Annotated in this window: 18 protein-coding genes; 13 read left to right on the forward strand and 5 right to left on the reverse strand. The window is 72.0% G+C overall.

The window, feature by feature from the left end:
• The first annotated feature begins 52 nt into the window (after positions 1–52).
• From ACQP1N_RS03610 to ACQP1N_RS03660, 11 genes are all read left to right on the forward strand, one after another.
• Positions 53–415, forward strand: coding sequence for a DUF485 domain-containing protein (locus ACQP1N_RS03610; protein ID WP_207393919.1), 363 nt, complete (start codon positions 53–55; stop codon positions 413–415).
• Positions 412–2,022 carry a solute symporter family protein gene (locus tag ACQP1N_RS03615; RefSeq protein WP_067793125.1) on the forward strand — a complete coding sequence of 537 codons (1,611 nt, stop codon included), beginning with the start codon at positions 412–414 and terminating at the stop codon, positions 2,020–2,022. Before ACQP1N_RS03610 ends, ACQP1N_RS03615 begins: the two co-directional genes overlap by 4 nt.
• A gap of 645 nt (positions 2,023–2,667) precedes the next feature.
• Entirely contained in the window at positions 2,668–3,048 is a 381-nt protein-coding gene (locus ACQP1N_RS03620) for an NYN domain-containing protein (RefSeq protein ID WP_433232566.1), read from the forward strand.
• A gap of 118 nt (positions 3,049–3,166) precedes the next feature.
• Positions 3,167–3,568, forward strand: coding sequence for a PGPGW domain-containing protein (locus ACQP1N_RS03625; protein ID WP_067793123.1), 402 nt, complete (start codon positions 3,167–3,169; stop codon positions 3,566–3,568).
• A gap of 77 nt (positions 3,569–3,645) precedes the next feature.
• Positions 3,646–4,080, forward strand: coding sequence for a hypothetical protein (locus ACQP1N_RS03630; RefSeq protein WP_131732312.1), 435 nt, complete (start codon positions 3,646–3,648; stop codon positions 4,078–4,080).
• Between the two features lie 215 nt (positions 4,081–4,295).
• Positions 4,296–6,410, forward strand: coding sequence for an MMPL family transporter (locus tag ACQP1N_RS03635; protein ID WP_433229085.1), 2,115 nt, complete (start codon positions 4,296–4,298; stop codon positions 6,408–6,410).
• A gap of 174 nt (positions 6,411–6,584) precedes the next feature.
• A complete protein-coding gene (locus ACQP1N_RS03640; protein WP_084262348.1) occupies positions 6,585–10,325 on the forward strand; it encodes a nitrate reductase subunit alpha in 3,741 nt (1,246 codons plus the stop codon).
• Positions 10,325–11,953 (forward strand): nitrate reductase subunit beta, encoded by a 1,629-nt coding sequence (narH, locus tag ACQP1N_RS03645; RefSeq protein WP_067793110.1) that lies wholly within the window; start codon positions 10,325–10,327, stop codon positions 11,951–11,953. The genes ACQP1N_RS03640 and narH overlap by 1 nt, the downstream gene beginning before the upstream one ends.
• The gene (gene narJ / locus ACQP1N_RS03650; RefSeq protein ID WP_433229087.1) at positions 11,950–12,573 is read left to right on the forward strand and encodes a nitrate reductase molybdenum cofactor assembly chaperone; all 624 of its coding nucleotides are present in this window, start codon (positions 11,950–11,952) and stop codon (positions 12,571–12,573) included. Before narH ends, narJ begins: the two co-directional genes overlap by 4 nt.
• Positions 12,570–13,313 carry a respiratory nitrate reductase subunit gamma gene (gene narI / locus ACQP1N_RS03655; RefSeq protein WP_067793104.1) on the forward strand — a complete coding sequence of 248 codons (744 nt, stop codon included), beginning with the start codon at positions 12,570–12,572 and terminating at the stop codon, positions 13,311–13,313. The genes narJ and narI overlap by 4 nt, the downstream gene beginning before the upstream one ends.
• Positions 13,314–13,398: 85 nt before the next feature.
• Positions 13,399–14,382, forward strand: a complete 984-nt coding sequence (locus ACQP1N_RS03660) for a tellurite resistance/C4-dicarboxylate transporter family protein (RefSeq protein ID WP_207393918.1) — start codon at positions 13,399–13,401, stop codon at positions 14,380–14,382.
• Between the two features lie 41 nt (positions 14,383–14,423).
• Here ACQP1N_RS03660 and ACQP1N_RS03665 read toward each other — a convergent pair whose 3' ends face one another.
• Positions 14,424–15,956, reverse strand: a complete 1,533-nt coding sequence (locus tag ACQP1N_RS03665; protein WP_433229089.1) for an FAD-dependent monooxygenase — start codon at positions 15,954–15,956, stop codon at positions 14,424–14,426.
• Positions 15,953–18,100 (reverse strand): MMPL family transporter, encoded by a 2,148-nt coding sequence (locus ACQP1N_RS03670; protein ID WP_433229091.1) that lies wholly within the window; start codon positions 18,098–18,100, stop codon positions 15,953–15,955. Before ACQP1N_RS03670 ends, ACQP1N_RS03665 begins: the two co-directional genes overlap by 4 nt.
• Positions 18,101–18,232: 132 nt before the next feature.
• Here ACQP1N_RS03670 and ACQP1N_RS03675 point away from each other — a divergent pair, with 132 nt between their 5' ends.
• Positions 18,233–18,832 carry a TetR/AcrR family transcriptional regulator gene (locus ACQP1N_RS03675; protein ID WP_067793093.1) on the forward strand — a complete coding sequence of 200 codons (600 nt, stop codon included), beginning with the start codon at positions 18,233–18,235 and terminating at the stop codon, positions 18,830–18,832.
• 36 nt (positions 18,833–18,868) lie between these two features.
• Here ACQP1N_RS03675 and ACQP1N_RS03680 read toward each other — a convergent pair whose 3' ends face one another.
• A complete protein-coding gene (locus tag ACQP1N_RS03680; RefSeq protein ID WP_433229093.1) occupies positions 18,869–19,453 on the reverse strand; it encodes a TetR/AcrR family transcriptional regulator in 585 nt (194 codons plus the stop codon).
• 102 nt (positions 19,454–19,555) lie between these two features.
• On the opposite strand from ACQP1N_RS03680, the gene ACQP1N_RS03685 reads away from it, so the two are divergent.
• Positions 19,556–21,730 (forward strand): MMPL family transporter, encoded by a 2,175-nt coding sequence (locus tag ACQP1N_RS03685; protein WP_433229095.1) that lies wholly within the window; start codon positions 19,556–19,558, stop codon positions 21,728–21,730.
• Here the strand turns inward: ACQP1N_RS03685 and ACQP1N_RS03690 are convergent, their stop codons facing one another.
• Entirely contained in the window at positions 21,731–22,366 is a 636-nt protein-coding gene (locus ACQP1N_RS03690) for a response regulator (RefSeq protein ID WP_067793074.1), read from the reverse strand.
• A complete protein-coding gene (locus ACQP1N_RS03695) occupies positions 22,363–23,523 on the reverse strand; it encodes a sensor histidine kinase (RefSeq protein WP_433229096.1) in 1,161 nt (386 codons plus the stop codon). Before ACQP1N_RS03695 ends, ACQP1N_RS03690 begins: the two co-directional genes overlap by 4 nt.
• Between the last annotated feature and the right edge of the window lie 96 nt (positions 23,524–23,619).

Genomic DNA, 23,619 nt, shown 5'->3' on the forward strand with positions numbered 1-23,619 from the left:
GCTGGGTCTTTACGGTGGCGCGTGACTGGCGTCACAAAAGAGGAGGGCGGCCGTGTCCGTCGATAAGAGCGCCGCCGGCACCGTCTATGAACGGTTCCAGGGCACCGCGGAGTTCCAGGAACTCCGCCGCAGATTCCGCCGATTCGCATTCCCCATGACCGCCGCGTTCCTCAGCTGGTACCTGCTCTACGTCGTGCTGTCGGGGTGGGCGCGCGACTTCATGGGCACCGAGCTGGTCGGCTCCATCAACATCGCGCTCGTGTTCGGGCTGCTGCAGTTCGTGTCGACGTTCGGCATCGCCTACCTGTACTCCAGGCACGCCGAGCGCCACCTCGACCCGCTCGCCGACAAGGTGCGCGCCGACATCCTGGCCGAGGGGACGCCCGTCGCCGAGACCGCGGAGGACGCCCGATGAGCCACGAGACCCTGTCGATCACCCTGTTCGTGGTGTTCGTGGCCGCCACCCTCGCGATCACCGTGTGGGCCAGCCGCAACACCAAGAGCGCCACCGACTTCTACGCCGGCGGACGGTCCTTCACCGGCGCGCAGAACGGCCTCGCGATCGGCGGCGACTACATGTCCGCCGCGTCGTTCCTCGGCATCGCCGGGCTCATCGCCCTGTACGGCTACGACGGTTTCCTGTACTCGATCGGGTTCCTCGTCGCCTGGCTCGTCGCGCTGCTGCTGGTCGCCGAGCTGCTGCGCAACTCCGGCCGGTTCACGATGGCGGACGTGCTGGCGTTCCGGATGAGCCCGCGCCCCGTCCGCACCGCCGCCGGTGTCTCCACCATCATCGTGTCGATCTTCTACCTGCTGGCGCAGATGGTGGGCGCGGGCGCGCTCGTCTCGCTGCTGTTCGGCTTCACCAGTGACTTCGCCAAGGGCGTGACCATCGCGCTGGTCGGCGTGCTGATGATCGTGTACGTGGTGTTCGGCGGGATGAAGGGCACCACCTGGGTGCAGATCGTCAAGGCCGTCCTGCTGATGACCGGCGCGGCCCTCATCACGCTGCTCGTGCTCGGCAAGTACGGCTTCAACCTGTCCGGCCTGCTCGACGACGCCGCCGACCAGAGCGGCAAGGGCGGCGCGTTCCTGGAGCCGGGCCTGCGCTACGCCACCGCCGAGCAGGGCCTCACCGGCAAGCTCGACCTGATCAGCCTCGGTCTCGCGCTCGTGCTCGGCACCGCCGGGCTGCCGCACATCCTGATCCGCTTCTACACCGTCCCGACCGCGCGGGACGCCCGCAAGTCCGTCATGTGGGGCATCGGGCTGATCGGGGTCTTCTACCTGTTCACCCTCGTCCTGGGCTTCGGTGCCGCCGCGCTCGTCGGCTCGAAGAAGATCGCCGCCGTCAACCCGGCCGGCAACACCGCGGCGCCGCAGCTCGCCGAACGCATCGGTGAGATCGTCTTCGGGTCCACCGGCGGCACGATCCTCCTCGCGGTCATCGCCGCGGTCGCGTTCGCGACGATCCTCGCGGTCGTGTCCGGGCTGACCCTGGCGTCGTCCTCGTCCTTCGCCCACGACCTGTACGCGCACGTGTTCCGCAAGGGCAAGGCCACCGAGCGGGACGAGGTCCGCGTCGCCCGCATCTCCGCCTTCGTGATCGGCGCCGTGTCCATCGTCCTCGGCATCTACGCGCAGCGCCTCAACGTCGCGTTCCTCGTCGCCCTCGCGTTCGCGGTCGCGGCGTCCGGGAACCTGCCCGCGATCCTCTACAGCCTGTTCTGGAAGCGGTTCAACACCACCGGCGCCGTCTCCGCCATCTACGGCGGCCTCGGCTCCGCGATCTTCTTCGTGGCGTTCTCCCCGGTCGTGTCCGGCTCCGACAAGGCGCTGTTCACCGACCACGACTTCAGCTGGTTCCCGCTGAGCAACCCCGGGATCATCTCCATCCCGTTCGGCTTCCTGTGCGGCTGGCTCGGGACCGTCCTCAGCAAGGAGTACAACGCGGCCAAGTACGCCGAGATCGAGGTCCGCGCCCTCACCGGCGCGGGCGCCGAAGCGGCGGCCGAACACTGAGCCCGCGGGGGCGTCCCCCAGCCGGGGCGCCCCCACGGCACCGGACCCGCCGCGCGGACGACCGTCGCCCGGTACCGCGCGGCCTGCGGCCCCGTCCCACCCCCCACCCCGGGACGGGGCCGCCTTCATACCCGGACGAATCAAGACGGCCCCCCAATCCCGCACACTGGACGCGGTCACGAACGAGTTCGGCGCAGTCCGATGCTCAGCCCACGTATGGCCTGCGGCCGTCATCGCCGATGGCCCCGACATGACCTCGGCAACTTTGCGTGATTTCGAGACGACCGAGAGTGCCGGCGAGTACCTTGAGCTTGCCCACGTCGGGGTAACGGGGAGTCAGAGACTCTGGTTGACGCTGGCCGCTGATCCCTCTTACAATGAGCCCATTATTCCCCGCCGTCCTCCGGGACTGGCGGGGCTTTTTCTTGGAGAACGCCGGTGACCGAGCGTGTGGCTCTGTTCCTGGACTATCAAAACGTCCACCTCGTCGGGCATGGTCTCTTCGAGAACTATGGCGTTCCGCCTTACCGCTGTGTACCCGATCCGTGCCGTGTCGCCGACATCATCTAGCAGCGGCGTGCCCGGACCAGCAACGTCGCGGCCGTCCGGGTCTACCGGGGGCGACCCGATCCCAATCACCAGCCCCTGCCCACATCGGCCAACGATGCTCAAGCCGCGCAGTGGTCACGTGATCCTCGGGTCCACGTCGTTCGCCGCCAACTCAACTACCGGGGCTGGCCCGATGACCCTCCACGCGAGAAGGGGATCGACGTTGCCATAGCCGTCGATCTCATGCTTTTGGCTCTCCGCAGGCAGTACGACGCGCTCGTCCTCTTCTCCGGAGACACCGATCTCCTGCCGGCCATCGAGGTGATCAAGCAGCTTCGGCTATGCCATGTGGAGGTCGCTTGCTGGGCCGGCCACAAGCCTCTGCGCCTGCCGAACTCCCAGCTTCCCTACTGCCACTTCCTGAATCGGAGTGACTGGAACGCCGTGGTCGAGGACTGGAGCAAACTTCCCTCCTGACGTCCCCCGGAGACCCTCTCTTGACAGAACCGGGGTTTGGGGGGCGTTCTTTGCGCAAGATCTAATTGCAGATGTACGGCAGCATGGTGGGACGTGGTCCCTCGGACGGAGGTACGGGATGATGTACCGGCGGTCCGCCAAACGTGCCCTGGTGCTCGTCGTCGGCGGCATGGTGCTGCTGGGCGGCATCGCGCTGCTCGTGCTGCCCGGCCCCGGGCTGCTGCTGGTGCTCTCCGGGTTGCTGATCCTCGCGAGCGAGTTCTCGGCGGTCCACCGTTTCGTGGAACCCGTCCGGGTACGGGCGATCAAGGCGGCGGAGGAGAGCATCACCTCGTGGTGGCGTCTGACCGGCTCCATCCTGACCGGGCTCACTCTGATCGGTGCCGGCGTGGCCTGGGCGCTCGTGCCGGAACTCCCGTTCAGCGGGTGGAGCACGGGCTCCGGCCTCATCCTGTCGGGCCTCATCCTCTTCGGGCTCCTGTACTGGAGCTATCGCCGGGTCAAGGGCGGGTCCGGCTGACGAGCGGGGGCGGGTGTCCGTGCCGAAAAAGGTGCGGGCTTTTTGATCCGCGGCCGGGCCGTCACCGTGCAATGGGTATGGGCATTGTTCTTCGTCTTCTCGTGGCCGCCGGACTCGCGGCCGACGCCATCGTGCACTGGCGGTTCGCGCCGGACATGGCCCCCGGGCCGAACACCCCCGACAACGTCATCCCCGGGGACGACCTGTTCTACGGGCAGGCCATCGCGGCGGCCGTCGCCGCCGTTCTGGTGCTGCTGTGGGCGCGCAGATGGACCTACGCGATCGCGTTCGTCGTCGCGGCGAGCGCCGCCGGTGCCGTCCTGCTGTACTACTTCGTCGACTTCGGGCAGCTCGGGCCGATCCCGCGCATGTACGACCCGCAGTGGTACGGCGACAAGACGATCAGCTTCGCCGGGGAGGCCGTCGCCACGGTCGCCGCGCTCATCGGCTTCTTCACCGCCGGCCGGCGGGAAAGGGGGGAATCGCGCTCCGGCGCCGCTTCCGTGGGGTGAGCGGACGGCGGCGAGCCTTACCAGCCGGCCTTTTCCGGTGCGGGCCGGGCGCCTCGCCGCCGACCCCGGCGAGGCGCCCGGCCGGTCCCGGCCGGTCCTGGGCGTGGCCGTGCATGAGCGCGGACACGCAGGGCAGGAGACGCCCATGAGCACCGTTCCCGCTCCCGCCGCCGTCCGGATGATCATGCCGGGCCGTCCATGACGCGAGCCCGGTGATGGCCGCGTCACGGATCGTCCGCTGGCTCCTGCCGGCGGCGCTGCTGCTGATCTGGCTGGTGATCGGCGGCACGCTCGGCCCGTACGCGGGCAAGCTCGGCGACGTCGCCACCAACGAGCAGTCGTCCTTCCTGCCGAAGAGCGCCGAATCGACGCGGGTGCTGGAACAGGAGGCCGCGTTCCAGCGGAACCGGACGATCCCCGCCATCGTGGTGTGGACGGCCCAGGACGGCAGTGTGTCACCCGACCAGCGTGCGGCGGCGCAGCGTGCACTGGCCTCGCTGCAAGGCGTCCCCTATGTCACGGGGACGCCGTCTCCGGTCATCCCATCGCGGGACGGGGCGGCGCTGACGGGGGTCGTGCAGATCCGGTCCGATGTCGGCGAGCGCAGCACCGACACCGTGGACCGCATTCGCGCCGACGCCGGACAGGTACCCGGGACCCGCGCCTATGTGGCCGGTCCCGCCGCCACCCAGGCCGACTTCACCGACGCCTTCTCCGGCATCGACACCCTGCTCATCGCCGTCGCCGTGGCCGTCGTCCTGCTGATCCTGCTGCTGGTCTACCGGAGCGTGCTGCTGCCGTTCATGATCATCCTCGGCTCGGTGTTCGCCCTGGGGCTCGCCAGCGCGATCGTCTACTACCTCGCGAAACGCGGCACGGTGACGGTCGACGGCCAGGTACAGGGCATCCTGTCGATCCTGGTCATCGGCGCCTGCACCGACTACGCGCTCCTGCTGTCGGCCCGTTTCCGCGAGGAACTGGCCCTCGGGGCGAGCCGGTGGCCGGCGATGCTGGCCGCGTGGCGGCGGTCGGCCGGCGCCATCGCCGCCAGCGCCGCCACCGTGGCCCTCGGGCTGATCGCCCTGCTGATCAGCGACCTGTCGAACAACCGGGCGCTCGGGCCGGTCGGAGCCATCGGCATCGGCTGCGCCCTGCTGAGCGCGCTCACCTTCCTGCCCGCCGTCCTGGTCCTGGTGGGGCGGACGGTCTACTGGCCCGCCCGTCCGCACCCCGAACGTCCGGACGCGTCCAGGCACCGGGTGTGGGAGCGGATCGCGGGCCTGCTGGCCCGCCATCCGCGCCGTGTCTGGGTGAGCTGCCTGGTCGTGCTGGTCGCCTTCGCCGCGTTCATGCCGACGCTGCGCACGCAGGGGGTGCCGCTGAGCGAGACGTTCGTCGGTGAGGCCCCGTCGGTGACGGCCCAGGACGTCCTCGACGCGCACTACCCGGGCGGTTCGGGCAACCCGGCCATCGTGCTGACCAACGCCCAGGCGCTGCCGCAGGTCGTGGACGTCGCGAGAAGCACCGAAGGCGTCTTCGACGTGCGCCCGCGCACCCAGGGCGGGGCGCCGCTCGTCGTGGACGGCCGCGCCCTCGTGGACGCCACCCTCGGCTCCGCCGCCGACACCGGCGCCGCGCAGCGGACCGTCGAGCGCCTCCGGGAGAACCTGCACGCCGTGCCCGGCGCCGACGCGCTCGTCGGCGGCTACACCGCCCAGCGCGTCGACACGCTGGCCGCCGCCGAGCACGACCGCGCCGTCATCGTCCCGGTCGTGCTCGGCATCATCGTGGCCATCCTCGTGGCGCTGCTCCGCTCGCTGGTGATGCCGCTGCTCCTGGTCGCCACCGTGGCGCTCAACTACCTGGCGACCCTCGGCATCGCCGCGCTGCTCTTCCAGCACGTGCTCGGCTTCACCGCGACCGACCCGGCCGTACCCCTGTACGGGTTCATCTTCCTCGTCGCGCTCGGCGTCGACTACAACATCTTCCTGATGACGCGTGCGCGCGAGGAGACGGTGCGGCACGGGCCGCGCGACGGCGTCCTGGAGGCGCTCGTCGTGACCGGCGGCGTCATCACCTCCGCGGGCGTGGTGCTCGCGGCCACCTTCGCCGCGCTCGTGGTCATCCCGCTCGCGTTCCTCGTCCAGATCGCGTTCATCGTGTCGTTCGGCGTGCTGATGGACACGCTCGTCGTCCGCTCGCTGCTGGTGCCCGCGCTCGTCCGGGACGCCGGCCCGATCACCTGGTGGCCCTGGTCGGGCGGCGGTCGGTCGACCCCGGAGTGGTCGCTGCGGCGTTCCGGCACCATGACATCCCGCCACCGCCCATGATGACGGCCCAGGCGGACGTGCGAACGGCCGTCTCCGCCCTGGTGCCCCTCGGGTCTGGGGACAGGCATTTTTCCCTGTGGATTTGGTAGCCACGGTCGACTCGGGGTTGGGGGTCGATCACCCCGGGTAGTTGTGCCGCGCACATGATCCTGGTCCGTGAGACGAGGTGGTCCCATGTCATCGGCCACGGAGCCGACGACGCCCGGGGGCGGGAGCCCGCCCGGCCGGAGGTTGCTGGCGCCGCTGCTGCCGAAGGGGGAACCGGTCGAGGGGCTGCTGCGGCGGGCGCAGTTCTTCGTGCCCGGCAAGCCGTCCGGCGACTACCGTGAGCTGCGCCGGGAGGGCGGACGCGGCGCCGAGGAGTTCTACCGGGAGCGCTGGCGCCACGACCGGGAGGTCCGGTCGACCCACGGGGTGAACTGCACGGGGTCCTGCTCGTGGAAGGTGTACGTCAAGGACGGCATCATCACGTGGGAGACCCAGCAGACCGACTACCCGTCGGTGGGGCCCGACTCGCCGGAGTACGAGCCGCGCGGCTGCCCGCGCGGGGCGGCGTTCTCCTGGTACACCTACTCGCCGTCCCGGGTGCGGTACCCGTACGTGCGGGGACCGCTGCTGGAGATGTGGCGGGAGGCGCGGGACCGGCTCGGTGACCCGGTCGCCGCCTGGGCGGAGATCACCGCGGACCCGGAGCGGACGGCCGGGTACAAGCGGGCGCGCGGCAAGGGCGGGTTCGTCCGGGCGTCGTGGCCGGAGGTCACCGAGCTGATCGCCGCGGCCCATGTGCACACGGTCAAGGAGTACGGGCCCGACCGGGTGGTCGGGTTCTCGCCGATCCCGGCGATGTCGCCGGTGTCGTACGCGGCGGGCACCCGCTTCCTGTCGATGATCGGCGGGACGATCCTGTCGTTCTACGACTGGTACGCCGACATGCCGATCGCGTCGCCGCAGGTGTTCGGCGACCAGACCGACGTCCCGGAGTCCGGCGACTGGTGGAACGCGTCCTACATGATCATCTGGGGCACCAACCTGCCGATCACCCGGACCCCGGACGCGCACTTCATGACCGAGGCCCGCTACCGGGGGCAGAAGGTCGTGGTCGTCTCCCCGGACTTCTCCGACCACACCAAGTTCGCCGACGACTGGCTCGCGGCGGCGCCCGGCACGGACGGCGCGCTGGCGATGGCGATGGGCCACGTGGTGCTCAGCGAGTTCTTCCGCGACCGGCAGGTCCCGTACTTCACCGACTACGTCAAGACCTACACCGACCTGCCGTTCCTCGTGACGCTGGAGGAACACGGCGACGCGGTGCGTCCGGGGAGGTTCCTCACCGCCGCCGAACTGGGGGACGCGGGGGAGGGCGCCGCGCACAAGCCCGTCCTGCTCGACGCGCGCACCGGGGAGCCGGTGGCGCCCAACGGGACGCTGGGATTCCGCTTCACCGCGTCCGGGGAGGGCCGGTGGAACCTGGAGCTGGGCGGGGTCGATCCGCTGCTCACCCTGTACGGGCGGCACGAGGACGCGCTGCCGGTCGAGCTGCCGCGCTTCGACGCCGGCGCGACCGAGGGCGGGGAGGCGGTCCGCCGCGGGGTGCCGGTGGCGCGGGTCGGCGGCCGGCTGGTGACGACGGTGTTCGACCTGCTGATGGCGCAGTACGCGGTGCGCCGCGACGGGCTGCCGGGCACGTGGCCGGACGGGTACGGCGACGCGGCGCAGCCCTACACCCCGGCCTGGCAGGAGGAGATCACCTCGGTGCCGGCCGCCGCCGCGATCCGGGTGGCGCGGGAGTTCGCCCGCAACGCCGAGCTTTCGCGCGGCCGGTCGATGATCTGCATGGGCGCCGGCACGAACCACTGGTACCACTCCGACCAGATCTACCGGACGTTCTTCACGCTCACGATGCTGTGCGGCTGCCAGGGCGTGAACGGCGGCGGCTGGGCGCACTACGTCGGCCAGGAGAAGGTCCGTCCGCTCACCGGCTGGCAGCAGACCGCGTTCGCGCTGGACTGGCAGCGCCCCACCCGGCACATGGCCGGCACGTCGTTCTTCTATGCGCACACCGACCAGTGGCGGTACGAGAGCTTCGGTGCCGATGAGCTGTCCACCCCGCTCGGCCGCGGCCTGTTCGAGGGGCGGGCGTTCATCGACTGCCTCGCCCAGGCGTCCCGGCTGGGGTGGACGCCGTCGCATCCGGGGTTCGACCGCAACCCGCTCGACCTCGCCGACGAGGCCGCCGAAGCGGGACGTCCCGTCGCCGACCACATCGTGGCCGAGCTGAAGGCCGGCCGGCTGGGGTTCGCCGCGCAGGACCCCGACGCGCCGCAGAACTGGCCGAGGGTGATGACGATCTGGCGGGCCAACGTCCTCGGCTCCTCCGGCAAGGGCATGGAGTACTTCATGCGGCACCTGCTCGGCACGGACGACGCCGTCCGCGCCGAGGAGTCGCCCGAGCAGCTGCGCCCGGCCGAGGTGACCTGGCGGGAGGAGGCCCCGCGCGGCAAGCTCGACCTGCTCACCACCATCGACTTCCGGATGACGAGTTCGTGCACGTACTCCGACATCGTCCTGCCGGCGGCGACCTGGTACGAAAAGCACGACCTGTCGACGACGGACATGCATCCGTTCGTGCACTCGTTCAATCCGGCGATCGCGCCGCCGTGGGAGGCGCGCACCGACTTCGAGGCGTTCCGGCTCATCGCCGAGGACTTCTCCCGGCTCGCCGCCGGCCGGCTCGGCACCCGCACCGACGTGATCCCGGCGCCGCTGACGCACGACACCCCGGACGAGACCGCGCAGCCGGGCGGCCGGGTCCTGGACTGGGCGGCCGGCGAGTGCGAGCCCGTGCCCGGCGTGAGCATGCCGCGCCTGGTGGCGATCGAGCGCGACTACACGGCGGTGGCGGCGAAGATGGCGGCGCTCGGCCCGCTGGTCGACACGCTCGGGACGGCCACCAAGGGCATCACGCTGGTGCCGTCCGGCGCGGTCGACTACCTGCGCAGGGCGAACGGCGTCGTGCGCGGCGGCGTGGCGGACGGCCGCCCGTCGCTGGCCCGGGACGTGCACATGGCCGAGGCGATCCTGGCGCTGTCGGGCACCACCAACGGCCAGGTCGCCATGCAGGGCTGGGAATCCCTCGAAAAGCGGACGGGGGTGGACCTCGCCGATCTCGCCGAGGAACGCTCCGGCGAGCACATCTCCTTCGCCGACACCCAGGTCCAGCCGCGGGCGGTCATCACCAGCCCGGAATGGTCGGGCAGCGAGAGCGGCGGCCGGCGGTACTCGCCGTTCGTCGTCAACGTCGAGCGCAAGAAACCCTGGCACACGCTCACCGGGCGGATGCACTTCTTCCTCGACCACGACTGGATCCACGAGTACGGCGAGGCGCTGCCGACCTACCGCCCGCCGCTCGACTACGTCCGCCACTTCGGTGAGCAGGGGCTCCGCGAGGACGGCCGGCCGGAGATCACCGTCCGGTACCTGACGCCGCACTCGAAGTGGTCGATCCACTCGGAGTACCAGGACAACCTGCACATGCTGCGGCTGTTCCGCGGCGGCCCGGTGATCTGGATGAGCCCGCGGGACGCCGCCAGGATCGACGTCCGCGACAACGAGTGGATCGAGGCGTACAACCGCAACGGCGTGGTGGCCTGCCGGGCCGTGGTCACCCACCGGATGCCGGAGGGCACGGTCTTCATGTACCACGCCAAGGACCGGCACCTGATGACCCCGCGCTCGGAGATCTCCGGCTGGCACGGCGGCTCCGACAACTCGCTGACCCGCCTGGTCGTCAAGCCCACCCACATGATCGGCGGCTACGGGCAGCTGACGTACGCCTTCAACTACCACGGCCCGACCGGCAACCAGCGCGACGAGATCACGGTGATCCGCAAGCGGTCCCAGGAGGTGCGTTTCTGATGCGGCCGATGGCACAGGTGGCGATGGTCATGAACCTCGACAAGTGCATCGGCTGCCATACCTGCTCGGTCACCTGCAAGCAGACCTGGACCAACCGTCCCGGCACCGAATACGTCTACTTCAACAACGTCGAGACCAAGCCCGGGACCGGTTACCCGCGCCGGTACGAGAACCAGGACGAGTGGAAGGGCGGCTGGACGCTCGACCGCAGGGGCCGGCTGCAGCTCAGGGCGGGCGGGCGGCTGCGCAAGCTGCTGTCCATCTTCTACAACCCGGACCTGCCGTCCATCGACGACTACGGCGACCCGTGGACCTACGACTACCAGACGGTGATCAACGCTCCGCTGGGCACGCAGAACCCGAGCGCGCACTCCATCTCGGCGCTCACCGGACGCGACATGAAGCTGCGCTGGGGCAGCAACTGGGACGACGACCTCGCCGGCGCGCCCGAGCACGCCCTCGACGACCCCGACCTCGCCGGGATCGAGGACCGGGTCAAGATGGAGTTCGAGCAGGTCTTCATGTTCTACCTGCCGCGCATCTGCGAGCACTGCCTCAACCCGTCCTGCGTCGCGTCCTGCCCGTCCGGCGCGATGTACAAGCGGGCCGAGGACGGCATCGTGCTGGTCGACCAGGACCGCTGCCGGGGCTGGCGGTTCTGCGTGTCCGGCTGCCCGTACAAGAAGGTCTACTTCAACCACCGCACCGGCAAGGCGGAGAAGTGCACGCTGTGCTTCCCCCGCATCGAGTCCGGGCAGCCCACCATCTGCGCCGAGACGTGCGTCGGGCGGCTCCGCTACCTGGGGCTGTTCCTGTACGACGCCGACAGGGTCACCGAGGCGGCGGCGACGCCCGACGAACAGGACCTGTACGAGGCGCAGCTGTCGGTGTTCCTCGACCCGTTCGACCCGCACGTGCTGGACGAGGCGGCGCGGGCCGGCATCCCCGCCGACTGGATCGAGGCCGCCCAGCGCTCCCCGGTGTACTCGCTGGCCGTCCGGCACCGGGTGGCGCTGCCGCTGCATCCGGAGTACCGGACGCTGCCGATGGTCTGGTACATCCCGCCGCTGTCCCCGGTCGCCGACGTGGCGCACGCCGCCGGCTACGACGCCGCCGACCCCGACAAGGTCTTCGCCACCATCGACGACCTGCGCATCCCGATCGAGTACCTCGCGAACCTGTTCACCGCGGGCAGGGCCGAGACCGTCCGGGACGTGCTGCGCAAGCTCGCCGCCGTCCGCGCGATCCAGCGCGCCGCCCAGCTCGGGCTCGACCTCGACGCGGACCTGCCCGCGTCCGTCGGGTCGACCCCGGACGAGCTGGACGACCTCTACCGGCTGCTCGCCATCGCCAAGTACGACGACCGCTACGTCATCCCGAAGGCGCACGCCGAGGACGCCGGGCGGCTCGCCGCCCAGCACGAGCAGATGTTCTGCAGCCTCGACGGCGACGGCGGGCCCGGCATGGGCGGGAACGGCCCGCCGGACGTGGAGGGTTTCCACCCGGGCGAGGTCCGCGGCGGCGCGAGCACGTTCCGCGGCACCGACGGCCGGACGCACTTCAACCTGCTCGGCTGGGACGGGCGCGGCGAGGCGCCCCACCTCTTCCCCGAAGGGGGCGCGTCGTGAGCGGCAGCCCCTACAAGCTCGCGTCGGTGCTGCTGCAGTACCCGACGATGGCGCTGTTCGACGGGCTCGACCGGCTCGACGCCGCCGCCCGCGAGGCCGGCCCCCGCGCGTCCCGCGAGGCGTTCGCGCGGTTCCTCGGCTGGCTGCGCGCCACCCCGCCCACCGAGGTCGCGCAGCACTACGTCGAGACGTTCGACCTGCGCCGCCGCTGCGCGCTCTACCTGACCTACCACCGGTACGGCGACACCCGCGGGCGCGGGATGGCGATGCTGGCGGTCAAGACCGCCTACCGCGCGGCCGGGTTCCAGCCGTCCGGCGACGAGCTGCCGGACTACCTGCCGCTCGTCCTGGACTTCGCGGCGCTCACGCCGGCCGGCGAGAAGCTGCTGCGCCGCCACCGCGCCGACCTGGAACTGCTGCGGAGGGCGCTGCGCGAGGCGGGCACTCCGTACGCCGACCTGATCGAGGCGGTGTGCGCGCGGCTGCCGAGGCCGGGGCGCCGCGACCTCGCCCTCGTGCGGCGGGCGTGGGAGAAGGGGCCGCCGGAGGAGGAGGTGGGGCTCGAACCGTTCGCCCCACCGGAGTACCTGAACGGAACCGGGGCGGGGGCACGGCGATGACCAACGGGGAACTGTGGTGGTGGGTGATCCTGCCCTACGCGGCGATGATCGTTTTCGTGGTGGGGCACATCTGGCGGTGGCGCTACGACCAGTTCGGCTGGACGAGCCGCTCCACCCAGCTCCAGGAACGCCGGCTGCTCAAGTGGGGCGGGCCGCTGTTCCACTACTCCGCGTTCGCCGCCATCGCCGGCCACGTCATCGGCATCCTCATCCCGAAGTCGTTCACCGAATGGCTCGGCATCCCCGAACGCGCCTACACGCTGTTCTCCGGCATCGCCGGATCGGTCGCGGCGATCGGCGTCCTCCTCGGCGCCGGCATCCTGATCTTCCGCCGGATGGGGGTGCCGCGGGTCCGCGCGACGACGAGCGCGGTCGACTACCTCGCGCTGATCCTGCTCGGCATCATCAGCGTGCTCGGCATCTACCTGACGCTCGGTATCCAGCAGTTCGGGGGCGGCTACGACTACCGCAACACGGTGTCCCCGTGGTTCCGCAGCCTGTTCGCCGGCACCCCGGACTACCGGGCGATCGCCAACGCGCGGCTGATGTACCAGGTGCACGCCACCGCCGCCTGGATGATCTTCGCGGTGTGGCCGTTCAGCCGGCTCGTCCACGCGTGGAGCTACCCGCTGTGGTACCTGTGGCGGCCCTACGTCGTCTACCGCGAGCGCCGCGCCGGACCGCCTCCCGAACCGGGTACAGGCGGACGAAAGTGGCGCAAGATCGGCGTACCGTACTGATGTGACAAGTCCCCCCGCGGGTACGCGCCGCGCTGCGGTGAAACAAGCCGTGGCAACCCTCAACCCAGGCTATTTCGCATTGGTGATGGGCACCTGCATCGTCTCGATCGGTGTCCACGACAACGGGATGGTCCTCCTCTCGGACACGATGCTGGGGCTGGCCGTCGTCTGCTACGCCGTTCTCGTCATCGTGACCCTCTGGCGCGCCGCCGCCTTCCCCGCCGCGTTGCGCTCCGACTTCACCGACCCGCGCCGCGGCTTCGGGTTCTTCACCTTCGTCGCCGGGACCGACGTCCTCGGCACCCGGATCGCCGGGACCGGCCAGCACGGCATCGCGCTCGGGCTGCTCGTCGTCGGCGGCCTCAGCTGGCTCGTCCTCGGGTACGTCGTGCCGTGGACGGCCGTGCTCGGCCGTGAGGACCGTCCCGTGGTGGCCGGGGCCAACGGGACCTGGTTCATCTGGGTCGTCGCCAGCCAGTCCGTCGCCGTGCTCGCCGCCGTCCTCGAACCGGCCGCCTCGGCCCGCCGCGAACTCGCGCTGCTCGCCGTGTGCTCGTGGTCGATCGGCGTGATCCTGTACGCCGCCGCGGGCGTGTTCGTCGCCGCCCGGCTGCTGCTGTACCCGCTGCGCCCGGTGGACCTGACCCCGCCCTACTGGGTGGCGATGGGCGCCACCGCCATCACCGTCGTGGCGGGCGCCCGGATCGTGGAGATGGCGGACGCGCCGATGGTGACCGCGACCCGCGGCCTGATCGCCGGCACCGCGGTGGTGTTCTGGGCGTTCGGCAGCTGGCTCATCCTCCCGCTGGTCGCGGCCGGCTGGTGGCGGCACGTCAAGCACCGCGTCCCGCTGCGCTACGAGGCGACGCTGTGGAGCATCGTGTTCCCCCTCGGCATGTACGGCGTCGCGGGCCAGTTCCTCGGTGTCGCCGACCATCTCCCCATCGTCGAGGCGATCGGCAAGACGGAGATCTGGCTGGCCTTCACCGTCTGGGCGGCCACCTTCATCGGCATGCTCGTCCACCTGGCGCGCACTCTGGTGTGGCCCCGGGAGAGCGCGCAGGCGTGATCCGGAGATCTCCGGATCACGCCCGCGTCCGGTGACGAGTGTCAGGCGGCGGTCGCCGGGGTGGGCGGGGTTCCGCAGCGGCGGTTTTCGAGGGCCGCCCACACGCCCTCCGGGGTGTCGCCGGCGGCGGCCACATGACGGTCGGGCCGCACCAGGACCACTCTTCCCATGCGGCCGGGCCAGGGCTGCCCTTCGGCGAGCGAGCTCGGCGCCAAGGGCAGGACGGGCAGGCCCTTCCAGCGGGGGTCGCCGGGATCGGGAACCGGGTCGCCGGGACGCAGCCACACCACCCACGTGTGGCCGATCCCGGCGAGCCGCCCGTAGAGGCGTCCGCCCGAGCGCAGCTCCGGGTTCGGCATCCGGTGCCCGGCGTATCCGAGCCCGTCGGTGCGGTACGCGGTCTCCAGCATCCCGACCCGGCGTCCGAGCCTGGCCTGCACCGACGGGCGGCCGATCACGCGCGGCGCGAGGACGGTCCGCAGCACCCGCGCGAGCGGCAGGTCCAGCGTCATCACGCGGGTCGCCCGCGCGGTGCCCCGGACCATGCCGCGGGCGATCGCCCGCCGTTCGGCCTCGTAGGTGTCCAGCAGCCGTTCCGCCGCCGCCGCGTCCAGCCGGTCGGCCGCCGCGATCTTCCACATCAGGTTGTGCGCCTCCTGCACGCCGGTGTTGAGGCCCTGCCCGCCGACCGGGCTGTGCACGTGCGCGGCGTCCCCGGCGAGGAAGACCCGGCCGCGCCGGTACCGGTCGGCGACGCCGTGGCTGAGCTCGAACCGCGAGTGCCAGGTGATGTCGTGGCCGCCGAAGTCGAGGCCCGTCCGGTCCCGGATCAGCGCGTCGATGAAGGGGGCGTCGATGGCGGGCGGCATCGACCCGGGCATGTGCGCGATGATGCGGCGCTGCCCGGGCTCGGGCATCGGGACGATCAGCAGCAGCCCCGACCGGCCGAGATGGACGTACCCCTCGTCGTGGACGAGCGGCGCGGTGGTCCGGATGTCGGCGAGGACGAAGGAGGCGCCGGCGTCCGAGCGCCGCAGCGTCAGCCCGGCGAGATCGCGCACCGTGCTGCGTCCGCCGTCGCAGCCGATCAGCCACCGGGCGCGGACGGTCTCGGTCTCCCCGGACGCGTGCCGCAGCGTCGCCGTGACATGGTCGCCGTGATCCTTCAGGCCCTCCAGCCACACCTCCCACTCCACCTCGGCACCGGCCTTGCCGAGGTGCGCCTCGATGACCTGCTCGGTGACGTACTGCGGGATCGACAGCCAGAACGGGTAGGACGTGTCGCCCCACGGCAGCCCGCGCATGTCGATCCGCCGGGGACGGCCCCGCCCGGCCTGGACGTTCAGCGCCGCGAACGGGACGCCCGCCGCCAGCATGTCGCCGGCCAGGCCCATGGCCTCGAAGACCTCCATCGTGCGGGCGTGCACGACCAGCGCCTTGGAGATGGCCGCGCGGCCGGGCTTGCGGTCGATGATCCGGGCGGTCAGCCCGTACCGGAGCGCCTCGTGCGCGGCGGTCAGGCCGGTGGGTCCGCCGCCGACGACCAGGACGTCCACGTCGGTGCCGCGGGTCATCGCGTTCCGCCTTCCTTGAGCGCCACCGGTTCCCGGTCGCCGGCCGGCTCGCCCCCGCGGTGCGCCCCGCGGCCCGTCCGGCGGCCCGGCAGCCACCAGGCGGACCGGCCGAGGATGGACAGCACCGCCGGGACCAGCACCATCATCGCCAGCAGCGCGTACAGGGCGACCGCGGTCGCCAGCCCGAAGCCGAACAGGTTCACCACCCGCTGGTCGTTCAGGACGAACCCGGTGAAGACCACCACCATCACCGAGGCCGCCGCGAGGATCACCCGCGAGGTGGACGTCACGCCCGCGACGACCGCGTGCCGCGCGTCCCCGTGCCGCTTGAACTCCTCATGGATGCGGCTGAGCAGGAACACCGCGTAGTCGGTGGACAGCCCGAACAGGACCGCGAACAGCATCACCGGCGCGAACGACTCCACCGGGCCCGGATGCGCGCCGATCAGGCTCGCCGGCCACCAGCCCCACTGGAACACCGCGACCACCGGCCCGTAGGCCGCGCCCACGGCGAGCAGGTTCATCAGCACCGCCACGACGGGCACCGCCAGCGACCGGAACTCCACCAGCAGCAGCAGGAACGCCAGGCCGACGACCATCAGCATGAACCAGCCCATGCGGGCGCCGAGCCGGTCCGCCAGGTCGATGCTCGTCGCGGTCGCGCCGCCGATGTGCGCCTCGGCGTTCGGCGCGGCCTTCGGCAGGACGTCCGAGCGCAGCGTGTGGACGAGGGACTCGGTGGCCGCGGAGTCGGGCGATCCGGTCGGCACGACGGTCAGCACGGCGGTGCGGCCGTGCGGGTCGGGACGCGGCGGCAGGACCTGCCCGACGCCGCCGGTCTGCGCGATCGCCTGCCGCACGGCGGGCGCCGCCTGCGCCGCCCGGCCGTCCTGCCCGTAGTCGACGGTGACGAGCAGCGGGCCCGTCATGCCGGGGCCGAACGACTCGTCCACCAGGTCGTACGCCTGCCGCTGCGTGGAGCCGGGCGGCTGCGACCCGCCGTCGGCGGTACCGAGCCGCAGCGAGCCGAGCGGCAGCGCCAGCGCCGCGAACGCGACGACGGCGAGGGCGATCGCCGCCCAGCGGAACCGGATGACCGCGCGGACCCAGCCGCCCGCCACGCCGTGCCCGCCGCCGCTGCGGCCGATGCGCAGCCGGTCCAGGTTCCGCCCGAAGAGACCGAGCAGCGCGGGCAGCAGCGTCACCGACGCCAGCAGCGTCGCCGCGACCGTGACCGCGGCGGCCAGCCCGAGCGCCGACACGAACGGCACGCCGATCACGTACAGGCTGAGGATCGCGATGATCACCGTCGTGCCGGCGACCAGCACCGACCGCCCGGCCGTCGCCATCGCCGCCGCGATCGAGTCCACCGGGGCGAGGCCGTGCGCCATCTCCTCGCGGTGCCGTGTCACCACCAGCAGCGCGTAGTCGATCCCGACGCCGAGACCGATCATGGCCGCCACCACCGGGCCGGACGTCCCGATCGTCACCACGCCGGACAGCAGCGTGATCAGCGACAGGCCGACGCCGACGCCCGCGATCGCGGTCAGGATCGGCACCAGCATGGCCGCCAGCGACCCGAACGCGATCAGCAGCACGATCACCGCCGCGATCAGTCCGTAGATCTCCTGGCCGGACGGCCCGCTCTCGGCCTGCACCGCCGCGCCGCCGAACGCCACCTGGACGTCCTGGCCGCGCACCGGATCGAACGCCTCCTGCGCCTTGCGCAGGGACTCTTCGGGAATGTCCTTGGCGCGCTGGTCGAACTGGACGGTCGCGATCGCGGTCCGGCCGTCTTCGGAGACCATGGGCCGGACCGGCCCGAACGGCGACTGGGCCGCCGCGACGTCCGGCCGGGTCCGCACGTCCGCGACCGCCGCGTCCACCTTGCGCTGGACGTCCGGTGAGATCTGGCCCTTCTCGCTGTGCACGACCACCTGCATCCCGTCACCGGACATGTCGGGGAACCGTGCCCGGAGCGTGTCGTAGGCGGCCTGCGAATCGGCGCCCTTGAGCGTCAGGTCGTTGCTGAACGAGCCCCCGAACGAGCGGCCGGCCGCCACCACGCCGAGGACCAGCAGAAGCCATGCGGCGAGCACCCACCAACGGTGCCGCGCCGAGAAACGGCCGAGAGCGGCGAGCACGGCGCCACCTCCTCCTTCAATGCTGAACATATGTTTCGTCACATGTTACACACATGTGTAGACACGTGTTTCACCTTGGCTGGAGGCGGTAGATTCGAGGTGGCCGCATGTCACGCCGACCCGGAGGAGCAGATGACCGTACGGTCGCCCGGCTTTGGCCGGTCCAGCCAGGATGGCCGCCGCCGCGTCCGCGCCCTGCTGCTCGACACGGCGCTGCGGCTGTTCAGCGAGCGCGGTTACGTCGGTGTCCGGGTCGAGGACATCGCCAAGGAGGCCGGCGTCTCCCGCGCGACCTTCTACAAGCACTTCGCCGAGCGCGAGGAGATCCTCGCCGAGCTGTTCGACCGGCTCGTCCGGGACGTCCCGCTGCCCACCCCGCCCGGACCGGACGCCGACGCGCTGCCCAGGGTGCGCGAACTCCTCACCGCCGCCGCGACCCGGATGGCGGCGGACGAGCAGCTCGCCAGGTTCGTCTACACGCTCCCGATCCGCCATGCCGCGCTGCTCGGCGAGGGCGCCCGGCCGCCCGTCATGGAGCAGGTGGAGGAGCTGATCGAGCGGGGCGCCGCCGCCGGGGTCGTCCGGCCCGACGTCCCGCCGATGCTGATCACCGCGCAGATAGCCCGGACCTTCGAGGCCGCCATGCGCGACTGGGCCGAACACCGCGCCCCGGACGTGGCCGAGCACCTGGCCGTGCTGCTGGATCTGACCTTCCAGGGGATCGACCCCTGACCGGCGGAGCCGGGCCGTTCAGGTCGTCCGGGTCGGCTAGGCCGGCGCCGCGTCGTCGCGGACGATGCTCGCGATCGCCCCGAGGGTGAAGCCGGTGACGGCGGCGGGGTCCTCGCCGGCGTCGATGGCGCGGACGGCGGTGTCCACCAGGGACTGGACGGCGGCCTGCAACAGGTCGGGATGCCGCACGTCGGCGTTCCGGACGGCCTCGCCGAGCATCGTCTCCAGGTCGCGGTGCAGCGCCATGATGCGCTCCCGGGCCTGGTCGGACAGTGACGCGTGGGCCAGCCCGACGCGCCATCCGTGGTCTCCGCCGGCGCCTTCGGCGATGTTGGCGCGGGCGTAGGCGAGGATGCGCTCGGCAGGGGCGGGCGCGGCGTCGACCTCCCGCCGGACGGCGGCGACCCAGCGCGGGAAGTCGCGGGCGACGACGGCCTCGACCAGTTCGTCCACGCTGCCGACGTACTTGTAGACGCTGGACCGGGCGATGCCGACCCGGCCGGCCACGGCCCCCACGGTGAGCCCGCCGCCCTCCCGGAGGATCTCCTCGGCCGCGTCGACCAGCGCCGCCTCCATCCGGCTGCGGTGCTCCCGGACGGTGGGCGCGTTGATCTTCGGCACGCCGCTTCCTCCGCTTCCCCGACCCCCGGATCGCCCTTCGCAGGGGCCCGGATATGGTATCCCCAGTTATAGCAACACCCTGTTCCTAAAATGAAGGTTCCCATGTCGGCTCTGCTACGGGCGATGCTCGCCTCCAAACGATCGGCGGCCCTCACGGTCGTCCTCTGGATCGTCCTCACCTTCGTCCTCGCCGGGCTCGCGCCCGACCTGAAGTCGGTCGAGGACAACACGTCGGCCAACAGCGCGCCCGCGGCGAGCTCGTCCTCGGTGGCGCAGCGGGAACTGGAGAAGGCGTTCCCGGGAAGCGACGCCCTGCCGGCGGTCGTGGTCGTGAAGTCCAAGGACGGTTCCCCGGCCGCCGCCACGGCGGTGACCCGCGCGGCCGGCGGCGCCGAACGGCAGAACCTCGGCATGCCGGTGTCGCCCGTCTGCGGCACGGACGGCACGAAGCCCGGCACCGACTGCGTCCCGGGCGGTGCCGGCCTGACCTCGGCCGACGGGAAGACCCGGGTCGTGATCGTCCCCGTCACCGGGGACGCGACGAGCGACGCGTTCAAGGACGCCGTCACCGACCTGCGCGCCGCCGTCAAGGACGCGGCACCGGGCGCGACGGTCGCGGTGACGGGCCCCGCCGGCATCATCGTCGACACCGTCAAGGTCTTCTCCAGCGGCGACAAGGTGCTGCTGCTCGGCACCGTCGTGCTCGTCCTGGTGATCCTGCTGGTGGTCTACCGGTCCCCGCTGCTGGCCCTGGTGCCGCTCCTCGCGGTGGGCGTGGCCATGCGCGTGACCGAATCGGTCGGCGCGCTGCTCGCCGACGCGGGCGCCATCACCATCAGCGCGCAGACCGCGTCGATCATGACCGTCCTGCTTTTCGGGGTGGGCACCGACTACGCGCTGATCATCACCAGCCGGTACCGGGAGGCGCTGCTGGACGCCGCCGACCGGTTCACCGCGATGCGCGCGGCGCTGCGCGGCGTGTCGGAGTCGGTGCTGGCCAGCGCCGCCACGATCGTGCTCGCGATGTTCGCGCTGCTGGCCCTGGTGTCCCCGTCCCTGCGCGGGTTCGGGCCGTACCTGGCGCTGGGCGTCGCGGTGATGGCCGTGGTCGCGTTCACCTTCATCCCCGCCGCCGTCCTGCTGCTCGGCCGGGCGGTGTTCTGGCCGTTCTCCGAGTCGGCGATGGCCCGCCGCGCGACCGGCGGCGCCGTGTGGCGGCGCGCCGCCGACCTCGTCGTGACCGCCCCGCGTCGCGTCCTCGCGGCCACCCTCGTCCTGCTGGCGGTGCTGAGCCTGGGGATGACCGGATACAAGGAGAGCTTCGACTTCGTCAGCGGGTTCCGGGTCGGCACCGACTCCGCGGCCGGGCAGACCATGATCGACCGGGATCTGGGGCCCGGCGAGATCGCGCCGGCGACCCTGCTCGTCCGCGGGCGGCACATCGCTCCGGCGCAGGTGGAGGCCGTCCAGAAGGCCGTGGCGCCCAAGGTGGCGCGGACGGCGTTCGACCCGGGGCACGACCTCGCCCCCGGCGGCGGTGCCGCGCGGATCACCGTCGTCCTCAAGGACAACCCCTACTCGCCGTCCGCGATGGACGCCGTGGACCCGCTGCGCGCCTCCGCCACCAGGGCCGCGCGGGACGCCGGCGTCACCGAGGCCCGCGTCCACGTCGCCGGTCCCACGGCAGAGACCGCCGACACGAAGGCGGCGCTCGACCGCGACATGCTCGTCCTCGTCCCGCTGGTCCTGCTGATCGTCGGGCTGGTCCTGGCCGGGCTGCTGCGGTCGGTGCTGGCCCCGCTGTACCTGCTCGCCACCCTGATGCTGTCGTTCTTCGCGACCCTCGGCCTGACGGTCGCGATCACCCTCGGCCTGGGCGGTGACCTGGGCATCGGCAACCGGGTGACGGCCTATGTGTTCATCTTCCTGGTCTCGCTGGGCGTCGACTACAACATCTTCATCATGAGCCGGTACCGGCAGGAGACCGCGCACAAGCCCCCGGTGGAGGCCCTGCGCGCGGCGATCACCCGCACGGGCGGCGTGGTGTCGTCGGCCGGTCTCATCCTCGCCGGGACGTTCGCGGTGCTCATGACGCAGCCGATCCGCGAGCTGTACCAGTTCGGCATGGCCATGGCGATCGGCATCCTGCTCGACACGTTCGTGGTGCGCCCGCTGCTGGTTCCCGCGATCGTGCGGCTGCTGGGCGACCGGGCGCTGTGGCCCCGGCGGTCCGCGCCGCCGGTTTCCGAGCCGCGGGTGGAGGCCGTCCACGGGTAGTCAGGACGGACGGATCAGTCCGCGGCGGGTGGCGGCGGCGACGGCGGCGGTGCGCGAGTCCACGCCGAGCTTGGCGTAGATGTGCACCAGGTGCGTCTTGATCGTGGTCTCGCTGAGGAACAGCCGCCTGCTGATCTGCCGGTTCGACAGGCCCTCGGCGACCAGCCCGAGCACCTCCAGCTCGCGTCCGGTCAGGGTGGCGGCCGGGGTCCGCATGCGGCCGAGCAGCCGGGAGGCGACGCTCGGCGCGAGCGCGCTGTCGCCGGCCGCCGCGGACCGGATCGCGGCGTACAGCCGGTCCGGCGGGGCGTCCTTGAGCAGGTAGCCGGTGGCGCCGGCCTCGATGGCGGCGAGGATGTCGGAGTCGGTGTCGAAGGTGGTCAGCACCAGGACGCGGGGCGCGTCCGGGCCCGCCGTGATCTGCCGGGTCGCCTCGCTGCCGTGGATGCCCGCGCCGAGCTGGAGGTCCATCAGCACGACGTCGGGCCGCAGCCGGCGGGCCTCGGCGACGCCCTCCTCGCCCGTCGCCGCCTCGCCGGCCAGCACGAAGCCGGGCTGGTCGAGCAGCATCGCGCGGAGGCCGGAACGCACGACCGGATGGTCGTCCACGAGCAGGATGCGGATCGGGTCGCTCATCGCCGCGCCCCCTCGGCGGGCAGCGGCAGCGTCGCCGCGACGGCGGTGCCCTCGCCCGGCGCGGACTCGACGGTCAGCGTCCCGCCGAGCGCGCGGGCCCGCTCGCGCATGGCCCGCAGCCCGTAGCCGGCGGCCGGCTCCGCGGGGTCGAAGCCGCGCCCGTCGTCGACGACGTCCAGCACCACCATGTCGTCAAGGTAGGTCAGCGTGACCCCGACGTTGCCGGCGTGGGAGTGCTGGGCGGCGTTGCCGAGCGCGCCCTGCGCGATGCGGACGAGCGCCACCTCGTACTCGGTGGGAAGGCCGGCCGGGACGCCCGAGACCTCGAACCGGATCCGGGACGCGGACCGGGCCGCGGCCGACTCGGTGATCCGGCGCAGCGCGTCGGCGAGCGACGACCGCTGCAGGACGGGCGGGGCCAGCGCCCGCACGAAGTTGCGCGCCTCCGCCAGGTTCTCCGCCGCCGCCTGCTCGGCCTCCTCCAGCCGTCCCCGCGCGGCGCCGCGGTCGGTGTCCAGGTCGCGGCGGGCGGCCCGCAGCAGCAGGATGATGCTCGACATCCCCTGCGCGAGCGTGTCGTGGATCTCCCGCGCCAGCCGCTCCCGCTCGGTGAGCCGGGCCGCGTCGGCCTCCGCCCGGACGAGCCGCTCGCGGGTGCGCACCAGGTCGTCGATCAGCAGGCGGCGCCGCTCGCTCTCCCGGTAGAGCGCCTGGTAGGCCAGCGTCATGAGGACGGCGACGGCCGCCCCGATGCTCGGCCCCAGCACCTCCGCGACCGTGACCCCGCCGCCGTGCCAGGCGGTCGCGCCGACCGCCGCCGCCGTCAGCAGCACCACACCGGGCACCGCCGCGAGCCTCGGGAGCAGGTGCAGGTACAGGAAGAACAGCGGGAAGGCCAGCCACACGAAGCCGGGGGAGGCCAGCGCCAGCGCCGCCCACCCCGCGGTGAGCAGCGCCAGCCACACCCGGGCGGGTCCGCGTCGCGGACGGTGCCGGGTGACCCCGGCCAGGTAGAACACGCCGAGCAGCAGACCGCCCGCCAGCACCGCGCCGTCGGGCAGGCCGCGGACCAGGGCGATGGCGAGCAGGACCAGGAAGGTGCCGTGCACGGCCCAGGCGATCGGCCGCATCGGCGGGGAGAACGGATCGGTCCTCATTTCTCACTCAGCGTAGGCGACGCTCTCCGTCGCCGGATCGATCGAAAGGTTGATTTCCGGCCGTCCGGAAGAAGGCGGCCCGGGGATTCCCCCGCA

The organism is Actinomadura formosensis (assembly GCF_050948385.1).
GTDB lineage: Bacteria > Actinomycetota > Actinomycetes > Streptosporangiales > Streptosporangiaceae > Spirillospora > Spirillospora formosensis.